At 34.5% G+C, this 19,046-nt stretch carries 12 protein-coding genes; 5 read left to right on the top strand and 7 right to left on the bottom strand.

The annotated features are described in order from the left end of the window. Positions 1-45 precede the first annotated feature (45 nt). From I862_RS00815 to tkt, 7 genes are all read right to left on the bottom strand, one after another. Positions 46-1,416 (bottom strand): hypothetical protein, encoded by a 1,371-nt coding sequence (locus I862_RS00815; RefSeq protein WP_148299456.1) that lies wholly within the window; start codon positions 1,414-1,416, stop codon positions 46-48. 99 nt (positions 1,417-1,515) lie between these two features. Then, positions 1,516-4,098, bottom strand: coding sequence for an alanine--tRNA ligase (gene alaS / locus I862_RS00810; protein ID WP_038537825.1), 2,583 nt, complete (start codon positions 4,096-4,098; stop codon positions 1,516-1,518). A gap of 77 nt (positions 4,099-4,175) precedes the next feature. Then, entirely contained in the window at positions 4,176-4,922 is a 747-nt protein-coding gene (locus I862_RS07735; protein WP_052646277.1) for an HvfC/BufC N-terminal domain-containing protein, read from the bottom strand. After that, complete coding sequence (locus I862_RS00800) at positions 4,912-5,784, bottom strand: MbnB/TglH/ChrH family RiPP precursor modification enzyme (protein WP_038537822.1); 873 nt, start codon at positions 5,782-5,784, stop codon at positions 4,912-4,914. The genes I862_RS07735 and I862_RS00800 overlap by 11 nt, the downstream gene beginning before the upstream one ends. 155 nt (positions 5,785-5,939) lie before the next feature. Continuing rightward, positions 5,940-9,122, bottom strand: coding sequence for a UvrD-helicase domain-containing protein (locus tag I862_RS00795; RefSeq protein WP_038537819.1), 3,183 nt, complete (start codon positions 9,120-9,122; stop codon positions 5,940-5,942). 184 nt (positions 9,123-9,306) lie between these two features. Further along, on the bottom strand, positions 9,307-9,966 hold the full coding sequence (locus I862_RS00790) for a hypothetical protein (RefSeq protein ID WP_148299455.1): 660 nt from the start codon (positions 9,964-9,966) through the stop codon (positions 9,307-9,309). 72 nt (positions 9,967-10,038) lie between these two features. Beyond that, positions 10,039-12,024: a transketolase gene (tkt, locus tag I862_RS00785; protein ID WP_038537813.1), complete on the bottom strand. Its 1,986-nt coding sequence runs from the start codon at positions 12,022-12,024 to the stop codon at positions 10,039-10,041. Positions 12,025-12,089: 65 nt separating this feature from the next. Here tkt and I862_RS00780 point away from each other — a divergent pair, with 65 nt between their 5' ends. The 5 genes from I862_RS00780 (at position 12,090) to I862_RS00760 (ending at position 19,022) form a co-directional block, all read left to right on the top strand. Then, complete coding sequence (locus I862_RS00780; RefSeq protein WP_038537809.1) at positions 12,090-12,377, top strand: hypothetical protein; 288 nt, start codon at positions 12,090-12,092, stop codon at positions 12,375-12,377. Positions 12,378-12,490: 113 nt separating this feature from the next. Beyond that, a complete protein-coding gene (locus I862_RS00775) occupies positions 12,491-13,699 on the top strand; it encodes a cation:dicarboxylate symporter family transporter (protein ID WP_038537805.1) in 1,209 nt (402 codons plus the stop codon). A 159-nt stretch (positions 13,700-13,858) separates the two neighbouring features. Further along, the gene (locus I862_RS00770; protein ID WP_052646276.1) at positions 13,859-14,380 is read left to right on the top strand and encodes an Hsp20/alpha crystallin family protein; all 522 of its coding nucleotides are present in this window, start codon (positions 13,859-13,861) and stop codon (positions 14,378-14,380) included. Between the two features lie 389 nt (positions 14,381-14,769). Next, positions 14,770-16,041, top strand: coding sequence for an APC family permease (locus I862_RS00765; RefSeq protein WP_038537802.1), 1,272 nt, complete (start codon positions 14,770-14,772; stop codon positions 16,039-16,041). Positions 16,042-16,181: 140 nt separating this feature from the next. Beyond that, positions 16,182-19,022 (top strand): 2-oxoglutarate dehydrogenase E1 component, encoded by a 2,841-nt coding sequence (locus tag I862_RS00760; protein ID WP_038537798.1) that lies wholly within the window; start codon positions 16,182-16,184, stop codon positions 19,020-19,022. Positions 19,023-19,046 lie beyond the last annotated feature (24 nt).

Genomic DNA, 19,046 nt, shown 5'->3' with positions numbered 1-19,046 from the left:
TAAAGTTATATAATTGAATTTTAAGCTCAATAGCGTATTAATAATCTAACGAGCTATTCCTTCTCCTACCTCGTCGAGCTGTGAATTATTAGTACTTTTTGCTATTTTATCAGTAAATTTGCTTACACTTTTCATTGCATAATCTTTTGCGCGTAAACAGGTTTTATATGAAACATCGGCAAATATTTCCACTTCCGGGCGGATTAAGCTTATCCCGTAGTTAAGCCATGGTTTTAATCCATGCCCTTCAGATGCATTCAATATATTACTCATACCTGCTCCTACCCCGAAAATTAAAATTAGTGAACCGATACAAGAGAGATAACTATATTCATAGCTAAAAGCATAATTAGCAGCAGCAAACGTAACTATTCCAGCAAGCGCTGTTCCGGCAAGTTTTAACTTACTATTAAGCTCGCTCCCTAATGATCTGAATCTTTCAACGGCAACCATTGATATTGAATTTGTTACTACTGAATCCATTCCTCCTAAGAAATAGGACAATAATGCAAAATTCACTGCTTCGGAAAATATTAGTGCATTTTTCTTGTATTCCGTATTATATACGTAATACATCAAGCCAACCCTGGTGCAAAGTATAGTTGTTAGTAAGGGGGATAAGCTCATCCCTAACCCTAAACCTAAGGAAGCTCCTAATAAAATACTTCCGCATAGGATAGCACTATTTTTTCTTTCTTCCAATATTTCATCTCTGCAAGGTATTATCAGCTCAGTGTTTTTAAGCATATGCTTAACCTTATATGACCAAATATGTTCAATTATCTCAGCAGGTAACCCGCTATAATGCTCTGCAAATAACTTCAAACTGTTTTCTTTATTTATAATATTATATAATGTTATTTTATAAAAATAAGAGTAGGGTTCTTCACTTCCGAATATATCTCTACACTTTGGCCATAGAGGATGTTTATATAAAGGTTCTACACCTTCCTCCAATAAAAACGCTGCGGTTTCTTTGTTGCCGAACTCGAGCGCAACATCAAGAGCATTTAAAATAACATAACCCTGATAAGCTTCTGAAAAAGTTCGAAATTTCTTAGTACAAAAAAGATAATCTAATATTGCTTTATTGTCATTCATTGCCGCTAAATAACATAAAGAAACATATAACCATGAAAGGGTTATCTTATTTTGTTGCTTGTTATAAGGTATACTTACAGTTTCAAAAGTGCTTTTCTTATTATGATTAAGCAAATATGCATGCGTATGTAAAGTTTGCTGATTACGGTTTACCACCTCTATATCATTAATATCCTCTGAATAAGCCCTTATTTCATCTAAATTTCCGGATTTTATTACTTCAATCAAAGGAAGTCCTATATTTAAAGGAACATCTTGCACCTCAATATGTCGGCCTTTTATAACGGCTTTATAATTAAATCTTTTATTAAACATCTTATTCTTTTTACTAAAATTCATCATAAGAATAATTTTTAGCACAAAAATCCTATTTTAATATTTTAAATATATTAAATTTATTTGAATATATTTAGTTTATTTTAATTGTAAAATAAACTTCCTTACCTGCTCAATAGCCTGATCGATACCGCTTATTCTAGTTCCGCCGGCTTGAGCCATATCGGCTTTTCCTCCACCTTTACCTTCTATTGCAGTTAAAACCTCTTTAATGATATCTCCGGCTTTATATTTAGCCTGCAAACCCAAGCTTACCAATACCATGATCGATACTCTCTCTTCATAAATAGTAGTTAGCAGTATAACACCCTCTTTTACTTGCTTTTGAACTTCAAGTGCAATGTTTTTTAATTCCTGAGGTGCAATATTTATAAGCTTTTTAACCGTAAAGTTAATGTTCCCGAGCATTTCCGAGGTAACTTCAGATGATAAAGCGAGCGTTATCCTCAGTGAGGAAATTTCTTTTTCAGCTTTGCGCTTTTCTTCAATTAACGATTCCACCCTTGCATGTATATCACCTTCCGAGCATTTTAACATACCGGCAGTATCTTTTATTATTTCTTCCTTGGAAGTAACATATTCCAAAGCATCTAAAGCCGTAACCGCCTCAATTCTTCTCACTCCCGCAGCTATAGCTTCTTCGGAAACAACTTTAAATAAGCCGATATCTCCGGTTCTCGCTACGTGGGTTCCACCGCATAACTCCAGAGATTCCCCCATGCCGATTGTTCTTACTTCCTCACCGTACTTTTCACCGAAAAGTGCCATCGCACCTTTTTCTATGGCTTTATCCATGGAAGAAAGCTCCGTAAGCACCTCGTGATTTTTAATAACCATTCGGTTCACTTCTTTTTCAATTTTCCGTATCTGCTCTTTATTTAAAGCCTGTGCATGGGAAAAATCAAATCGCAATTTCTCCGCAGTAACAAGCGATCCCTTTTGCGTGACATGCTCGCCTAAACTTTCCCTTAAAATCTTATGAAGCAAATGAGTTGCGGAGTGATTTGCCCTTATCCTTTCTCTTCTTTCAACATCGATTTTAGCATGCACAATATCGCCGCATTTAACTTCTCCGCTGAGAACGGTAATATGGCCGAAAATATGAGAAGCATATTTTTTAGTATCCGTAACCATATGCCGGTCAATAAATCCGGTATCTCCTACCTGCCCACCCGATTCGGCATAAAACGGGGTTTGATTTAAAACTATAATTGCTTCTCCGCCCGAGGCTTGTTCTACAAGTTTGCCGTCAACGATAATTGCTTTCACAATAGCTTCAGCTTCATCCGACGCATAACCTAAAAACTCGGTAGCGCCTGAAGTTTCATGGATATTGAACCAAACTTCATCGGTTGCTTTTTCTCCCGAACCTACCCATGCGGCTCTTGCTCTACTTCTCTGTGCTTCCATTTCCTGTTCAAACCCGGCTTCGCCAACCATGATTTGCTTAGATCTTAAAATATCCTTGGTTAAATCAAGCGGAAAACCGTAAGTATCATAAAGTTTGAATGCTATTTCACCTTTCAGTTCTTCGCCTGCGTTTAAATTTTCAATATTTGTATTTAATAATTTTAATCCTCTGTCTAAAGTCTCTCTAAATTTAAGTTCTTCAAGATTTAAAGTTGTAGTAATTACCGCTTCGGCTCTTTTTAGTTCAGGATAAGCTTCTCCCATTTCATTTACTAAAGTATGCACTAATTTATGCATTAACGGCTCTTTAGCACCTAATATATGTATGTGCCGCATAGCCCTCCGCATAATTCTTCTTAAAACATATCCCCTACCCTCGTTTGATGGCAGAATGCCGTCGGCGATAAGAAAAGCGCTTGATCTTAAATGATCGGCGATAACCCGATGTGAAGTAATATTTTCATTATTACCTGATATCTGCTCTGAAGCCTTGATTAAGCTTTTAAACAAATCAGTTTCATAATTATGATTAGTGCCTTGCAATACGGCTGAAATTCTCTCAAGTCCCATACCGGTATCTATACACGGTTTCGGTAATGCAATCCTTGAGCCGTCGGCTAACTGCTCATATTGCATAAATACTAAGTTCCAAATTTCAACAAATCTGTCTCCGTCCGCTTCCGCACTTCCCGGTAACCCACCCCAATATTTATCGCCGTGGTCATAAAATATTTCCGAGCAAGGCCCACAAGGCCCCGTATCGCCCATTGACCAAAAGTTATCAGAGGTAGCAATCCTGATTATCTTTTGATCAGAAAAGCCGGTAATTTTTTTCCAAATTTTATAAGCTTCTTCATCATCATGATAGATTGTAATATAAAGCTTATCCGTATTTAAGCCGACCTCTTTAGTTAAATAATTCCAAGCTAGTAAAATAGCTTCATCTTTAAAATAATCTCCGAAAGAAAAATTTCCCAACATCTCAAAAAATGTATGATGCCGTGCTGTGTAACCCACATTTTCCAGATCATTATGTTTTCCGCCGGCACGTACGCATTTTTGTGCTGTGCTTACTCTCTTATTAATAGCAACTTCAGTACCGGTAAAATAATTTTTAAATGGCACCATGCCGGCACTGGTAAACATCAAGCTCGGATCATTGCGAGGTACAAGCGAACCAGAAGGTATTATTTTATGGTCATTTTTTTCAAAATATTCTAAGAAGGATTTTCTAACCTGATTTACTTGCATTTATATTTAACCGCAATTTTTGAGCAAATGTAACACTATAAGTTTTATTTTCAATTAAAGTTTATAGATTTATAAGACTATTTTACTTTGAAAATACCAAGTGATAATAACCTTTCCAGAATTTGCGTCACCTCATCTTCGGTAGTGTTAAACTTTTCCAGTAATGCAATAATTATCATATCCAGGGTAACTTTTTGCATAAATAGTAATAAGAAGTGATACTCAATAGCAGAAAGTGTAAAAAGCTCAATTTCAAAGTTGTTTCTAACCACCAGAGTATATACCTTCTCACCAGTTTCTTTAATTTCTTTTAAGTCAATTTTTTGATTATAAATTTTATCAACAGGATAATCAAAATAAAATATTCTAACTGAAGCTCGCAGTTCTAAATCGATATCATTTTCATTTATTCCGTCCAACATGCATAATAATAATGGATAATCTTCTGCGGCAAGGCTTGATTCATGCACCAACCATTCAAGCCTTGCAAGGTCGGATAAATAATCAATTTTATGAACATGATTATAACTTAAAAGAAAATCCGCCAAATTTCTGCCGTTTTCATTATTTGAACTTAGAATTGCTAAATCTTTTTTTATAAACTCTTTAGCTAACTGCTCAAAAAATTCGTTTCCAAGAGCATTATTACTTAAAGGATATATATCTCTTAAAGAACTTATCAGCCTGCTGAAAACATTGTTCCGATAAACTTCAAGCATGGCTTCTTTTGGAAGATCACTACTTCTAATCAGCTTTAATATAAGCTTTGAGGCCTGCTTAGTAATAATATATCTTTCAAAGTGCTTTTGTAACTTAAGCAGCATTTCTATAGCTATTCAATTTTAATATTTCATTACATTTATTTACTTCTGCTAATAACTCGCCAAATTCGGGTAAATTATAGTCCCATTTTACTAATGTCGGAATACACCCTTTTTCTAAAATAGTATAAGAATACAGCTCCCATACTTCTTTGCTGATTTTATTGTTGGATGTATCAATGATTTTTTCCTTCCCGTTTACTTTGGCTTTAGTATGCCCTGATATGTGAATTTCTTTAATTATATTGTCTGAAATAATATCAATATAGTTTTTCGGATTGAAGTTATGATTAATTGAATTTGCATATATATTATTAAGGTCAAGTAATAAGCTACACCCCGTTCTTTCAACCAATCTCATGAAAAATTCCGGCTCGCTGATATTTCCTTTGAATTCAAAATAACTCATAGGGTTTTCTATTAATATTTGCCGCGATAAATAATCTTGAATCCTCATAACATTATCACTAATAATGTTGAGATTTTTCTCATTGTAAGGAAATGGTAGAAAATCAACTGCAGGAATTCCTTTTAGAACCGACCATGCTGCGCGCATGGTGATATTTAGCGGTTTAAACTTTTCAGTTAATAATTTAAGCTTAATGAGCTTGTCATTTAACGTGCCTTGATTGGAGCTTAATAAAAGATTGTTGGAATGTAAGCTAAAGAGATATTTATCTTTGATTCGCTCTAAAACGTGTAGTACAACTCCTTCAGCCAAACATTTTTCAATATTTATTTTTAAAAAGCCGATCTCAGGACTGATATCAATAATTTCTTTAAAATATTTTTGCTTTAAACTTATTCCAGATTGCTGAAGAATAGCCGGTACATTCTCAATGCACTTAAGTTCAGGTGTACCCATATTTACCTTATCAGTTAGGGTTAAATTTTCTATCCTGCTTGGATTTAAAATTTATATGCTACTTGCTAACTATAAATAATTTACCAGCTATATAGCAAATTATTATAAATTTAGTCTAATCTAATATAAATAAGATGTGTACATATTTTTTGTCTTCAATTAAATATTTCTATAAGCTCTTGATTACTACTAAAAAGTAAATAAATTTTTATAGGAGTTTGTCTATATTTCTTTTGGAGTAATTGCTTATAAAACTTAAGTTGTATTATGTAATTTTCCTTAATCTCATTCAAATTAGGCCGAGTATCAGTTTTGAAATCAATTATTTGGATAAGGTCTTCTTTAAAAATTATTTTATCAATTTGAGCGCTAAGCTGTGAGCCGTTCAATTCACCCACTATCGGAAGTTCGGAAATTGAGTTTGTTGAAAAGAATATATCAGGAAATGCTTTTATAGTTAAGGTAATATCTTGTATGATTGATTCATCTAAGGATTCTAGAATATTATTCCAGCTTGCTTGTGGAATTTGCGGAAGCTCATGAAGCAATTTATGAATTACCTTTCCTCTTTCCATGAATGCCGGATTAACACTTACCTTTTTGGTCAATGAAGGCCGTATTATTTTTTTCTTTTCTAAGTTTATTGCTTTACTTAATATAACTTCTTTATAATTATCTTTACTTCTTATTTCTGCTTCCTCTTCAGCATAGCTCGATATAACTTCAATACTACTATCATGCTTTTTAGAAATTAAATCATACCAACTTCCCTTTATCCGGTTATTTTCCCATCCCGCGATATATAGCTCATCTTCCGCTCTGGTTAAAGCTACATATAATAACCTTAAATTTTCTCTTTCCTGATTAGAATTGCAGAACTCTTTTGCAAGCTTGATTACTTCGCAATCAAACTCACTATAACAACTTAAATATAAATCTTCATTTTTATCCCAATATACATTCTCAATCGGAGATTGTTCAGAAGAAGCACTATCAGCTATAATAACAATCGGCGCTTGTAAACCTTTAGAGCCGTGAACTGTCATTATTCTTAATTTATCATTGTGAACCAAGCTTCCGAACTTAGCTTTATAATCTTTAAACCACTCCACAAATCCCTGATAAGCACAAAGGCTGAATGATGAGATCTCAAATTTTATTATCGCTTCAATAAATATATTAATTAAGTCTTTAGCTCCATCTTCATATCTTTCTATAAAAACTTTATATTTCTCATCAATATATAAAACCTTATTAATGAGCTCTAATATACTTAAATCATATGAGGAATCTTTTAGGCTTTCTAAATATTTATAAACTCCCTGGTTTTTTAATTTTAAATTTTCCCATATTGATGTTTCTCTTGCATGGCATATTTCAAATAACTGCTCTTCATTGAGAGCTATTATAGGAGACTTAAGTAAGCAAGCTAAGTTATAATCATCAGACTGCAAATTAATAAACTTAATAAGTGAAAGTAAATCCAGAATAAGTAAATTTTCTTGTAAATTGGATTGGTCATGCTCAACTACTGGAATTTTACGCTTTTTCAGCTCAGCAATTAAGTAATCTATAAGCTCACTTCTTTTTCTGACCAATATCATGATATCTTTTGGCTCTATTGCCCTTAAGTGTCCGTAAAGTTTACGTTTACTTGTAATCCATTCGTCAATTTTTGTTACAATTTGCTTAGCCAATAATTTCTTTTGATTATGCTTTATATCATCTTCGTATTCAGGTAAGTGCCAACCTTCTAATTCTTTGTTTTTTGGTTTTTCTATTAACGGCAACATCCCGATATAGCCGTTCCCGTTTCGAAAAGGAATATGTTTTGTATAGTTATGAATAAAGGCATGGTTATCGCCTAACAAATTATCAATAAATCCGAGAATAGGAGCAGTAGTCCTGAAAGAAGTGCTCATATTGAGTTCTCTCCAAACTTTTAAAGCATTAGTTACTCTTTCCTCAAAGTAAGCCCTGGCTGCTTCAAATTCTTTCGGGTCTGCTCCTTGGAAGCTATATATCGATTGTTTGAAATCTCCGACTATAAAAACCGTTCTATCATAATCTTTTGTGCCTTCCCCTGCAAAGAATTCTTCAGAAACGGATTTTATTAATTCCCATTGTATCTCACTTAAATCCTGTGCCTCATCGACTAAAATATGATCTATTGCCATATCAAGCTTATAAAGAATCCAATAAGAACTTTCAGAATTTTGCAGTAAGTCTAAAGTCTTGATAATTAAATCATCATACTCGAATAACTGTTCTTCTGCTTTTAATGCCTCATATATTTCAAGTATTCTTTTACAAAATAAAGTAAGTGAAAAGCAAAGCTCGGCAGAAATATACTTTTTATATGTTTGGTCAACATCATAAACTCTTTCCTGCTCTCTTGTTAAAATCTCAACAATATCAGGATACTTCTTTGCAAAGTTTGCTTTAACCAATCTGACGAACCTTTCTCCATCCGCTTTTAAAAAACATTTCTTATATCTTATAAAAGTATCTTTATTTTGCCGTATGGATTTACCTATTTGTTCACCTTCTTCACTAAGCAGATTTAAAATCTTATCAGAAATTAGCTGATTACTAAGCTCCATTGCTTTTGTCAAAATTTCTTGGCTGGATAGCTCAGGGCTCGCTTCATGCTTATGATAGATTCCCTGCTTCAGATGCTCTTCATCATTGAATTTTGATAAATATTTTAATAGTTTGACCCTAGGAGCTAGGATTGCTTGAACCAATTCTTCCAACCTATCATAGTCATAAAACGAGATTAACAACTCAATGGAGGATTTTAAATTGTGATCACTACTTGCATTACTGTTAAAAGCTTGCTCAAAAGCAGTTTTTATAAATTTTTTCTTTACCTGGTCTTCAATAATTTCATATGAATAAAATGAATTTTCACATGTAGAATATTTTTTTAAGATATCTAAACAAAAAGAATGGATGGTTTGAATTTTTACACTATCAATTTCTTCAGCAAAATAATTATGTAGTTTCCTTGCTTTTTGTATTAAGTTCGGGGATTTGCTCCCCTGTAATTTCAATAGCTCGTTTTCTAACTCCTCCTGGCTACATAGTGACCAATTCTGTAGCTTCTGCATTATCCTTTGGCGCATTTCAGCGGCAGCAGCGTTAGTAAATGTTAAGCATAATATTTTCTTTGCTTCGGTATTTTCCAGTAGTAACCTTAAATACCTATCGGTTAAAACTTTGGTTTTCCCTGTACCTGCGGAAGCGGAAAGATAAACTGAACATGCGGGATCAGAAGCAAGCTCCTGAATTTCTTCCGGGTTAAGAGCAACTTCTGAAACAATTCTCTCAAACATTAAGGAAAGTTATAAACAATATTTTAGGTATATTATTTATAAATAATTTAAGCGCAAATGAATTTTATATTTTTGAGGTTTAAATTAGACTCAAAAAATATTTTTAGCTTTAAAAACGATACTCGATACTTCAAGCAGTCGTCCTATTCGCCATTACTTGTTCTCTAAAAATATTTTAACTCTTCTATTTGTCAAACCTATGAGTAACCCGTTTAATTCCTATATTGTAATCTTTACAGGTTTTTTCATCTTCTTTTATATCGGCGCATTTAAGATAAAAGCTGATATTACTTATCAAGTTAATAGATTCTGTTACCCCTATATCTATTAAGTCTTTATAACTGTCTTTTAAAATATCATCTCTGATTTTTTTAGGAAACACCCTATTATAATATTTTAAGAATGTTTTTTTATCCTTAAACCGAAAAGCTCTATAAGCATCAGGGTAATCATGGAATACTGAAAATTCCAACGGATATAGTATTGAATCGGCTATTGCTTCTTTATCGTTTTCTTCAAGCATTTTTCTAAGCTTAAAATAAAAATCTTTTATCTCGCGCCAGCGGCTACCATGCACTATTTCAAAGGAAACATCTTTACATTCCTCATCCCAAAGTTTTTCAGAATTATGATTACAGTATTTACCCTTGTAAGTGAAAGCATTGTATAAATCTTCACTACCCGTTACCTCACCTTTTGAGGTAAGCACCGTTTTTTGCTCAAAAACCATGTTTTCCATGGATAAGTCGTGTAAAAATTTTCCATTACAAGCTAAAGTCAAGCCCGGATAAAGCATAACAAAGTATAAGATCAGTAGTGCTGATAATTCGGATAATCGGGTCATATTATTAATCAATAGAAATATATATGACCTCAATATATGCGGTAACTTTATTTATAGGAAGTCCCCGAAAAATTATTTTTTTAAGTAGGGAGTTATTTTATTTAAAATATTTTCCGGATCAAACCCGAAATGTTTAAATAATTCCGCAGCCGTCCCCGATTCACCGAAGCTCTCCATGCCGATAAATATTCCGTGTGCACCAATCAGCCTTTCCCATCCCTGCTCTACACCCGCTTCAATAGCAACTTTTAAACTATTATTACATGTGAGAGAAACTTGATATTCCTTATCCTGCATTTTAAATAAATCCATACACGGCACGGATATCACCCTTGTTCCGTTCCCCGCCTCTTCAAGTTTTCCGGCAACAACAAGCGCTAAACTTACCTCTGAACCACTTGCAAATATAGTTACCTTTAATTCATTCTCTTCTTTCTTTATTACATAAGCACCTAATGCGGAGTGATTCTCTTTAAAATATTCTTTTCTCAATTGCGGCAAATTCTGCCTGCTTAAAGCAAGCACGGAAGGGGTGCCTTGTTGATTTAAAGCTATATCCCAACATTCTAAGGTTTCAATGACGTCACACGGCCTAAAGACAAGTAAATTAGGAATAGCCCTTAGTGCAGCTAAATGCTCAACCGGTTGATGAGTAGGCCCGTCTTCCCCTAACCCGATTGAATCATGAGTCATAACGTATATAACCCTTAGAGCCATTAGTGCGGAAAGCCTTATTGCAGGACGACAATAATCACTAAAGGCCAGAAAAGTCCCACCATACGGTATAAAACCTCCATGCAGCACTATTCCGTTCATCATTGCAGCCATTGCATGCTCTCTAATACCATAGTGGATATACCTTCCGCTGTAATCACCGGGAGTTACAGAGCTTTGATTACGCGCTTTTGTGTTATTTGAAGGAGTTAAATCCGCAGATCCGCCTCTTATATTTTCTATATGCTCCGCCATTAATTCAACTATGCGTTCGGAGGATTTGCGGCTAGGTTCATCGGTATTCGCTTCAATGCATAATTTTCGTTTTATAGCTTCCGAACCTTGCTTGAATGATAGGGGAATCTCTCCGCTTAGGTAACTTTTTAGCTTATCTTTTTTGTTATTATTATTAAATTCTTTATTCCATCTGTTGTATTCATCAAGATTTCGCGCAGCAATACTTCTCCATTCATTTAAAATTCTCTCAGGGATCACGAAAGGCGGAGATTGCCAGTTAAACTTTTCTCTGATTGCGGCAATTTCTTCTGCTCCCAAGGGTGAGCCGTGCACGGAGGATTTACCTTCCTTAGTCGGAGAACCGAAACCGATTTTGGTTTTACAGGCTATAAACATTGGCTTATCCGAGGTTTGTGCAATCTCTAAAGCTTGTCTGATTTGATCGTAATTATGACCGTCTATTTGTTTTACATTCCAATTGGAAGCTTCGAAACGTTTTAAATGGTTATCTGACGTTGAAAGATTGGTTGAGCCATCGATTGTAATACCGTTGTCATCAAATAAAACGATGATGTTTTTTAATCTTAAATGCCCGGCAATTGAGATTGCTTCCTGGCTTATTCCTTCCGCTAAACATCCGTCACCGACAATTACATAGGTTTTATGGCTTACTAATTCATCACCGAATTCGGCATTTAGCATTCTTTCGGCAAGCGCCATCCCTACCCCGTTAGCTAAGCCCTGCCCTAAAGGGCCGGTAGAAGTTTCAATACCCTTAGCTAAATGATATTCAGGGTGACCTGCGGTTTTAGAGCCGAGTTTTCTAAAATTTTTAAGTTGCTCAACATTTATATCTTCGTATCCATTTAAATATAACAATGAATATAATAATGCCGATCCGTGCCCCGCCGAAAGAATAAACCTATCCCTATCAGCCCAAGCAGGATCTTTAGGATTAAACTTTAAAAAATATTTATATAATACGGTTGCAACATCCGCCATCCCCATAGGCATACCGGGGTGTCCCGATTTGGCCTGCTCCACCATATCCATACTTAAAAATCTGATTGCAAGTGAAAGATTAAAATCGCCTAAAGAAGAGCCCATACGTTTACCATTTGTTAACTATTTATATCTTATAATATAAAAATAAGATGAGATAAAATATAAATATGGCCGAATACAAAGAATATTCTCAATCAATAATGAAAAGTGCTTTCAATATAGGGGCTGAACTTATTAGCCGGCATTTTAAATTAACTCCTCATACCGAAATTGAGGAGGAGAAACTCAATACTAAGGGTATTAAAGAAGAAGAATTGGATGCATCTTCTGAAAAAGGGGAGGAAGAACACCACTCGGATTCGAGAGGCAGAAAAGTTTTAGGTAAATTTACCGCAAAATTTGCCAAAGAAGGACTCGGCGCTCATGAGCCTGAACAAGGTAAAAATAATTCTTAAAAAATGTATTCAATTAATATTGTAAAAATATAATAATTTTAATATTTAATATTGATTTAGATATTATACTTCTTATATATTTAATTCTTATAGTTGTTGATTTGAGTTGATTAATGTTAAGAAAAGCAAGCAGTATTAAAACTATAAAGCTGCCTTTAATATTATTATTTGTTTTATTAATACCTTTATTTTTCGGCGGTATTGTTCCGCTTGAAATTAAAAGTTTTTTTTATGCAATCAGCTTAACTATGAAATGTATTTTAATATTAATCACTCCTTTAATTATTTTCAGTTTTCTATTTTCTTCACTGCTCTCTTTAAAAACAAATATTATAAAATTTGTTATAATACTAATCTCAGCTGTATTTATCTCCAATTTTATAGCTATTTGTACCGGGTTCGCTATCAGCTTCACTGCCTTACCAAAATTACAGCTGCCGATACAAAACTCATTTAATGATCCGACTCAACTTAAGCCTTTATGGGAGTTTTGCATACCGAAATTGATTCCCACCGAATTTGCTTTAATAGGCGGCTTTTTATTCGGTATCTTCTTCTCATTGAAAAAAAGTTCTATGGCAGAAAAAATAGCTGAAAAGCTTAATGAAATCTCTACGGGGTTTTTAAAACGGATTTTTGTTCCTCTACTTCCGCTTTTCATTTTAGGCTTTGTATTCAAGCTTGAAGCAGACCAGGTTTTATTAAAATCTTTAAAAGTATATAGTCCCGTATTCTTTGTAATAGTAGGGACACAAATTTGTTATATAATTTTATTATATATGATAGCTTCAAATTTTTCCCTAAAGCGCTTTTTCACCTATATAAGAAATGTTTTTCCTGCAACAATTACTGGCTTTAGTACTATTTCCAGTATGGCCACAATGCCTATGCTTATTATTGCAACTGAAAAGAATTTAAATAATTCTACAATTGCTAAAACCATAATTCCTGCAACAATTAATATTCATACTATCGGAAGTGCCTTAGGACTAATTATTCTTTCTTACGCAACTCTTTTAACTTTTGACTATCAACCCCCTACTTCTTCAGCATTGTTGAAGTTCGCCTTTTATTATGCGCTTGCAAAATTTGCCGTGGTTGCAGTTCCTGGCGGGGTACTGATCATCATGTGTCCACTGCTTGAAAAATATTTAGGTTTTACGGGAGAGATGACCGGGTTGATTACAGCCGTGTATATGCTTCTTGACCCGTTCGGCACTGCCGTAAATGTAACAGGTAACGGTGCTTTTTCTATAATTTTCTCCAAAATATATAAGCCCGCCTCTAAGAAAAAACATTTTACACTGTTTGAATCTCAGTAAATTTAATTAAAACTTAAGCTTATATATAATTGAATGAATTTGTTTATATAAGTTTAATGATTATTAATATTTTTTGCTTTATCTTGCCTTGAAATTTTTTTGATACTGGCTAACTATTAATTATCACCCTTATTTGAATATAAATTTACGGAGGATAATATGGCTAAAAGCTTAATACCTTGGGATTGGCTTAAAGATAACGGCAAAAGAAGTCAAGTGAGCATAAGGAGAGAAGAACCTTCTTTTTCTAAACTTTACTCGGATATGGAAAGAATGATGAATGATATGTTGAATGATTATTTGCCTACTTTTCCCGGAGGAAGGGGAAAAATAGCGGATATTGATTTTCTAACTCCGAAAATAAATATTTCAGAAACTGAAAATGAATATAAAATATCGGCTGAAATACCGGGAGTTGAGGAAAAAGATATAGACTTAAGCATAAATAAAGGAATGCTACTGATTAAAGCTGAGAAAAAAGAAGAAAAAGAAGAGAAGGATGAGCAGTATCACCGCTATGAAAGATATTACGGCACCTTCCAAAGAACCATATCTTTGCCCGAAGATATAGATGAAAACAGCATAAAGGCAAAATTTAAGGGAGGTGTATTAAACATAACTATTAAGAAAAATAAAGAAGCTCAACCTGCTACTAAAAAAATAGAAATTAAAGGTGAGTAAATTTACTAATGGATAGCTTTATTTGCATAATTATAAAGCTATCCATAAATTTTCCTCCCAACCTTTCGCCCACCGTTTTTTTCTTATGAGTTTGTTTGTAAGCCTTAACAAACTAGCGGTAAAATTATCATATGTGACCACCAACTGAAAGCTGGCACCTAATATCCTACTAACTCTACTTAAGATAAATAAATTATTGAGTGTTTCTAAGCTGTGCTGTATAATAACCAAAAATTATGCGAAATTCATATATGAATATACTAAGTATAATCATTACTCAAAGCTGTAAATTTCTTATTCGAAAACGCTGAGTTGCAGCGTGTTATTATTCTTTCTCATTATTATCAGCCTATTTCATTATATATTAAATTTGTTTACTGGGATTATTCATGTCTAGTTCTGTCGCCCGTAAAATCGGGTTCTGGTCACTTGTTTCAATTGTAATTAGCAGCCAAGTCGGCTCAGGTATTTTTATGCTACCTGCAAGCCTAGCGCATTTCGGTGGTATTGCTGCCTTTAGTTGGGTTTTTACCGGTTGTGGTGCTATTTTACTCGCTCTTGCATTTGCAGAGCTTTCCAAACGATTTCCAAAAAATGGTGGACCTCATGTTTTTGTTCAAGAAGCATTCGGTAAAAATGTAGCTTTCTTTGTTGCTTGGGGATATTGGGTTATTTCATGGTCTAGTACTACTGCAGTGATTATTGCATCAATCGGGTATTTTGGCTCATTGTTCGGAGGGTTTGATATTAAAACCGGCCTTATTTTAGAGTTACTGCTACTTTGGTTTTTCACTTGGATTAATTTAAAAGGCGTAAAGGCTTCCGGGTATATAGAAATAGTATTTACAGTATTAAAAGTGGTGCCTTTAATAGTACTGCCCATTGCTTGTATCCCACACTTTCAAATTGAGAATTTCATACCTCTTAATACATCCGGTACATCAAATTTAAGCGCATTAAATGCCGCCGCCCTTATAACTTTCTGGGGGTTCATCGGAGTTGAGTGCGCAACCACCCCGGCTGACTCTGTAGATAACCCGAAAAGAACTATCCCTCGCGCTATTATTTTTGGAACTATTACTGTCGCTATAATCAATCTACTATGCAGTTTGGCTATAATGGGTGTAGTTCCGATGGAGCAATTGAAAATCTCTAAAGCTCCTTTTGCTGATGCTGCTAAGTTTGCATTTGGAGGTAATCTGCACTATTTTATTTCTCTAGCTGCTGCAATTGTTTGCTTTGGTACGCTTAATGCATGGATTCTAGTCAGTGGTCAGATAGCCTTAGGAGCAGCACAAGATGGCCTCTTCCCGAAAGTTTTTGCTAAGCAAAATAGTAATGAATCTCCATATTTTAGTATTTTAGCTGCTTCGCTTGGTATGGTGCCATTAATACTATTTACCTTAAATGATAATTTAGTTGATCAGTTTACTAAGATAATTGATAACTCAGTCACTGTGTTTTTAATTATCTATGCAATATGCATTTTAAGTTTACTTAAAATATTAGCTAGAGATAAGGCTAGCTTAATATCATATATAATAGCTATTGCTGCTTTATTGTTCTGTGGTTGGGCTTTATTTGCCTGTAGCGTTGAAATGATAATCATATCAATTTCAGTCTTTTTAAGCGGGCTTCCTATATATCTTTTAAAGAAATAATTTTGTAGTTTTTAATGCGGCTCACTACCATATTAGATTATTGCATTAAAATTTTTTATCATACATAAGCTAAAAAGGCTTTACATATTGGATGTAATCATTAAAAAATACATTCATATCAAATAAAATATTTTTACCATATGTCTGAGTTAAAATTAACCACCCCTCTTTACGGGGCAAATGCACCTTTTATTGAAGAACTTTATAACCAATATATAGAAGATCCCTTATCCGTTGATGCAAGTTGGCAGGAATATTTTAAAAATTTAAGCGATTCTCCCGAATTAATAAAAAAAGCCTTTGCAGCTGCTCCTTGGCAGCCGAGAAAAAATACTATAATCGGATATCAAGATAAAAAAGAACAACCTGCTAAAAAAGAAACAGCTACATCAAGCATTCAGGATATTCAAAAATCTATTGCTGCCGTAAAACTTGTTGAAGCTTACAGAACTTTAGGACATTTATATGTAAATTATGACCCGCTCTCGATTAAAAAGCCGGAATACAATGCCGAGCTTGACTATAAAACTTACGGATTGACTGAAGACGATTTAGATAAAGAAATTTATATTGGAAATATACTTGGAGCTGAAAAAGCCACCTTAAGGGATATTCTGTCATTCCTTTCCTCTAAATATTGCTCACGCCTCGGCATAGAATATATGTATATTGAGAACTTAGAAGAAAAAAATTGGATACAAAATAAAATTGAAAGCGCCGGGAATGATTATAGCCTTAGCAATGAAGAAAAAAAGAAGGCGTTATTTGATTTAACTGAAGCTGAAGTATTTGAAAATTATCTTCATACTAAGTTTCCCGGAGCAAAAAGATTTTCTATTGAAGGTGGTGAGGGAGCGATTGCTTCAATGGAATTTGCAATAAAATATTCCGTAAACTTCGGAGTTAGAGAAGTTATAATAGGAATGGCACACAGAGGAAGACTTAATACATTAACTAAGGTAATGGGCAAACCTTATCATGCTATGCTTTCAGAATTTAAAGGTGAGCTGGCTTTCCCGGCTGATATGGATATTCCGGGTGATGTGAAATATCACTTAGGAACTTCCAGTGACGTTGAAATCGACGGACAAAAAGTGCACTTATCTTTAACTCCGAATCCTTCGCACTTGGAAGTAGTAAATTCTATAGTGCTAGGAAAAGTAAGAGCTAAGCAAGATAGAAGAAACGATATTGAAAGAAAAGAGGTATTAGGGCTTTTAATTCACGGAGATGCAGCATTTGCAGGCCAAGGCTCGGTTCCTGAAACATTATACTTAAGCCAATTAAAAGGTTATCATACAGGCGGAACCATACATATTATTATCAACAACCAAATCGGATTTACTACAAACCCGAGTGATGCTAGATCTTCAAGATATTGCTCTGATGTAGCAAAAAGTGTAGCCTGCCCGATTTTCCACGTAAACGGAGATGACGCGGAAGGTATAATATTTGCAACAAAGATTGCGGCTGAATATAGAGCTAAGTTTAAAAAAGATATAGTTGTTGATATTATTTGCTATAGAAAATACGGTCATAATGAAGGTGATGAGCCTTTCTTTACACAACCTATTATGTATAAAAGCATAGCAAACCATAAAACTCCGGATGCAATTTATGCTGAAAAATTAGGCGCTCAAGGCTTAGTTAGCAGTGAAGAATATCAAACTTATAAAAAGAACTTTAAGTCTTTCCTTGATGAAGAATATGAAAAATCACAAAATTATCATCCGACTATGGCGGATTGGTTGCAGGGTAACTGGGGAGGCTTTAAGCCGGCTGATAAAAACCGAGTACCAGAAGTTACAGGAGTAGAAATTTCTACACTGCAAAAATTAGGAACAGCACTATGTAGCTATCCGACTAACTTTAATATCAACCCTAAAATTGAGCGACAGTTACAAGCCAAAAAACAAAGTGTGGAAGCCGGTAAAGGTTTAGATTGGGCAACCGCTGAAGCCTTAGCTTTTGCAAGCTTAATTAATGACGGATACAATGTAAGAATGACCGGACAGGATGTTAAGCGTGGAACATTCTCACACAGGCATGCTGTTTTATTTGATCAAGAGAATGAGTCACAATATATACCATTAAATAACTTAAGCTCAGATCAAAAAACTTCTTTTGAAATTCATAACAGTAATTTATCAGAATTTGCTGTTATGGGTTTTGAGTACGGCTATAGCTTTACAGAACCTAATACCTTGACCCTTTGGGAAGGACAATTCGGTGACTTTGCAAACGGCGCGCAAGTTATCATTGATCAATATATTTCTTCAGGTGAAGCTAAATGGCTTAGGATGAACGGTTTAGTACTGTTATTACCGCACGGATACGAGGGGCAAGGTCCTGAGCATAGCTCAGCAAGGATAGAAAGATTCCTGCAACTTTGTGCTAAAGATAATATGCAGGTTGTTAATTGCTCAACCCCGGCTTCATACTTCCATGTTCTAAGAAGACAGCTATGTAGAAACTTTAGAAAGCCGCTGATTGTTATGTCACCGAAATCATTACTTAGACATAAACATGCGGTTTCCGGCCTCACGGAAATGGATAAGGAAACCACATTCAAACCTGTGATTGATGAAGTAAATCAAATTGCTTCTCCAAGCGATATTAGAAAAGTAATTATCTGTAGCGGAAAAGTTTATTATGACTTATCCGAGAAAAGAGAAGAGCTGGCGGCGAATGATATTGCAATTATTAGGCTTGAGCAATACTATCCTTTCCCAAGTAAAGAGCTTGCGGATGTGCTTAAAAAGTACAATAATGCTCAGATTTTCTGGTGCCAGGAAGAACATGAAAACATGGGAGCTTTTTACTTTGTTGAGCCTAGAATTGAGCAGGTGTTGAAAGATATCGGCCATTCATGTAAACGTGCACAATATATAGGTAGAGCCCGTTCAGCTTCACCGGCGGTCGGGTACTTGAAATTGCACTTAATTGAGCTAAAAAAACTTTTAGAAGAAGTGTTCGGTTAAACTTATTAAATTTAAATTTTGGAG

Origin of the sequence: endosymbiont of Acanthamoeba sp. UWC8, from assembly GCF_000730245.1 — a bacterium.
In the GTDB taxonomy this organism is placed as follows: Bacteria; Pseudomonadota; Alphaproteobacteria; order Rickettsiales; family Midichloriaceae; genus Jidaibacter.
Note: the sequence above shows the minus strand (reverse complement) of the source record. Positions and strands in the feature narration are given on the sequence as shown.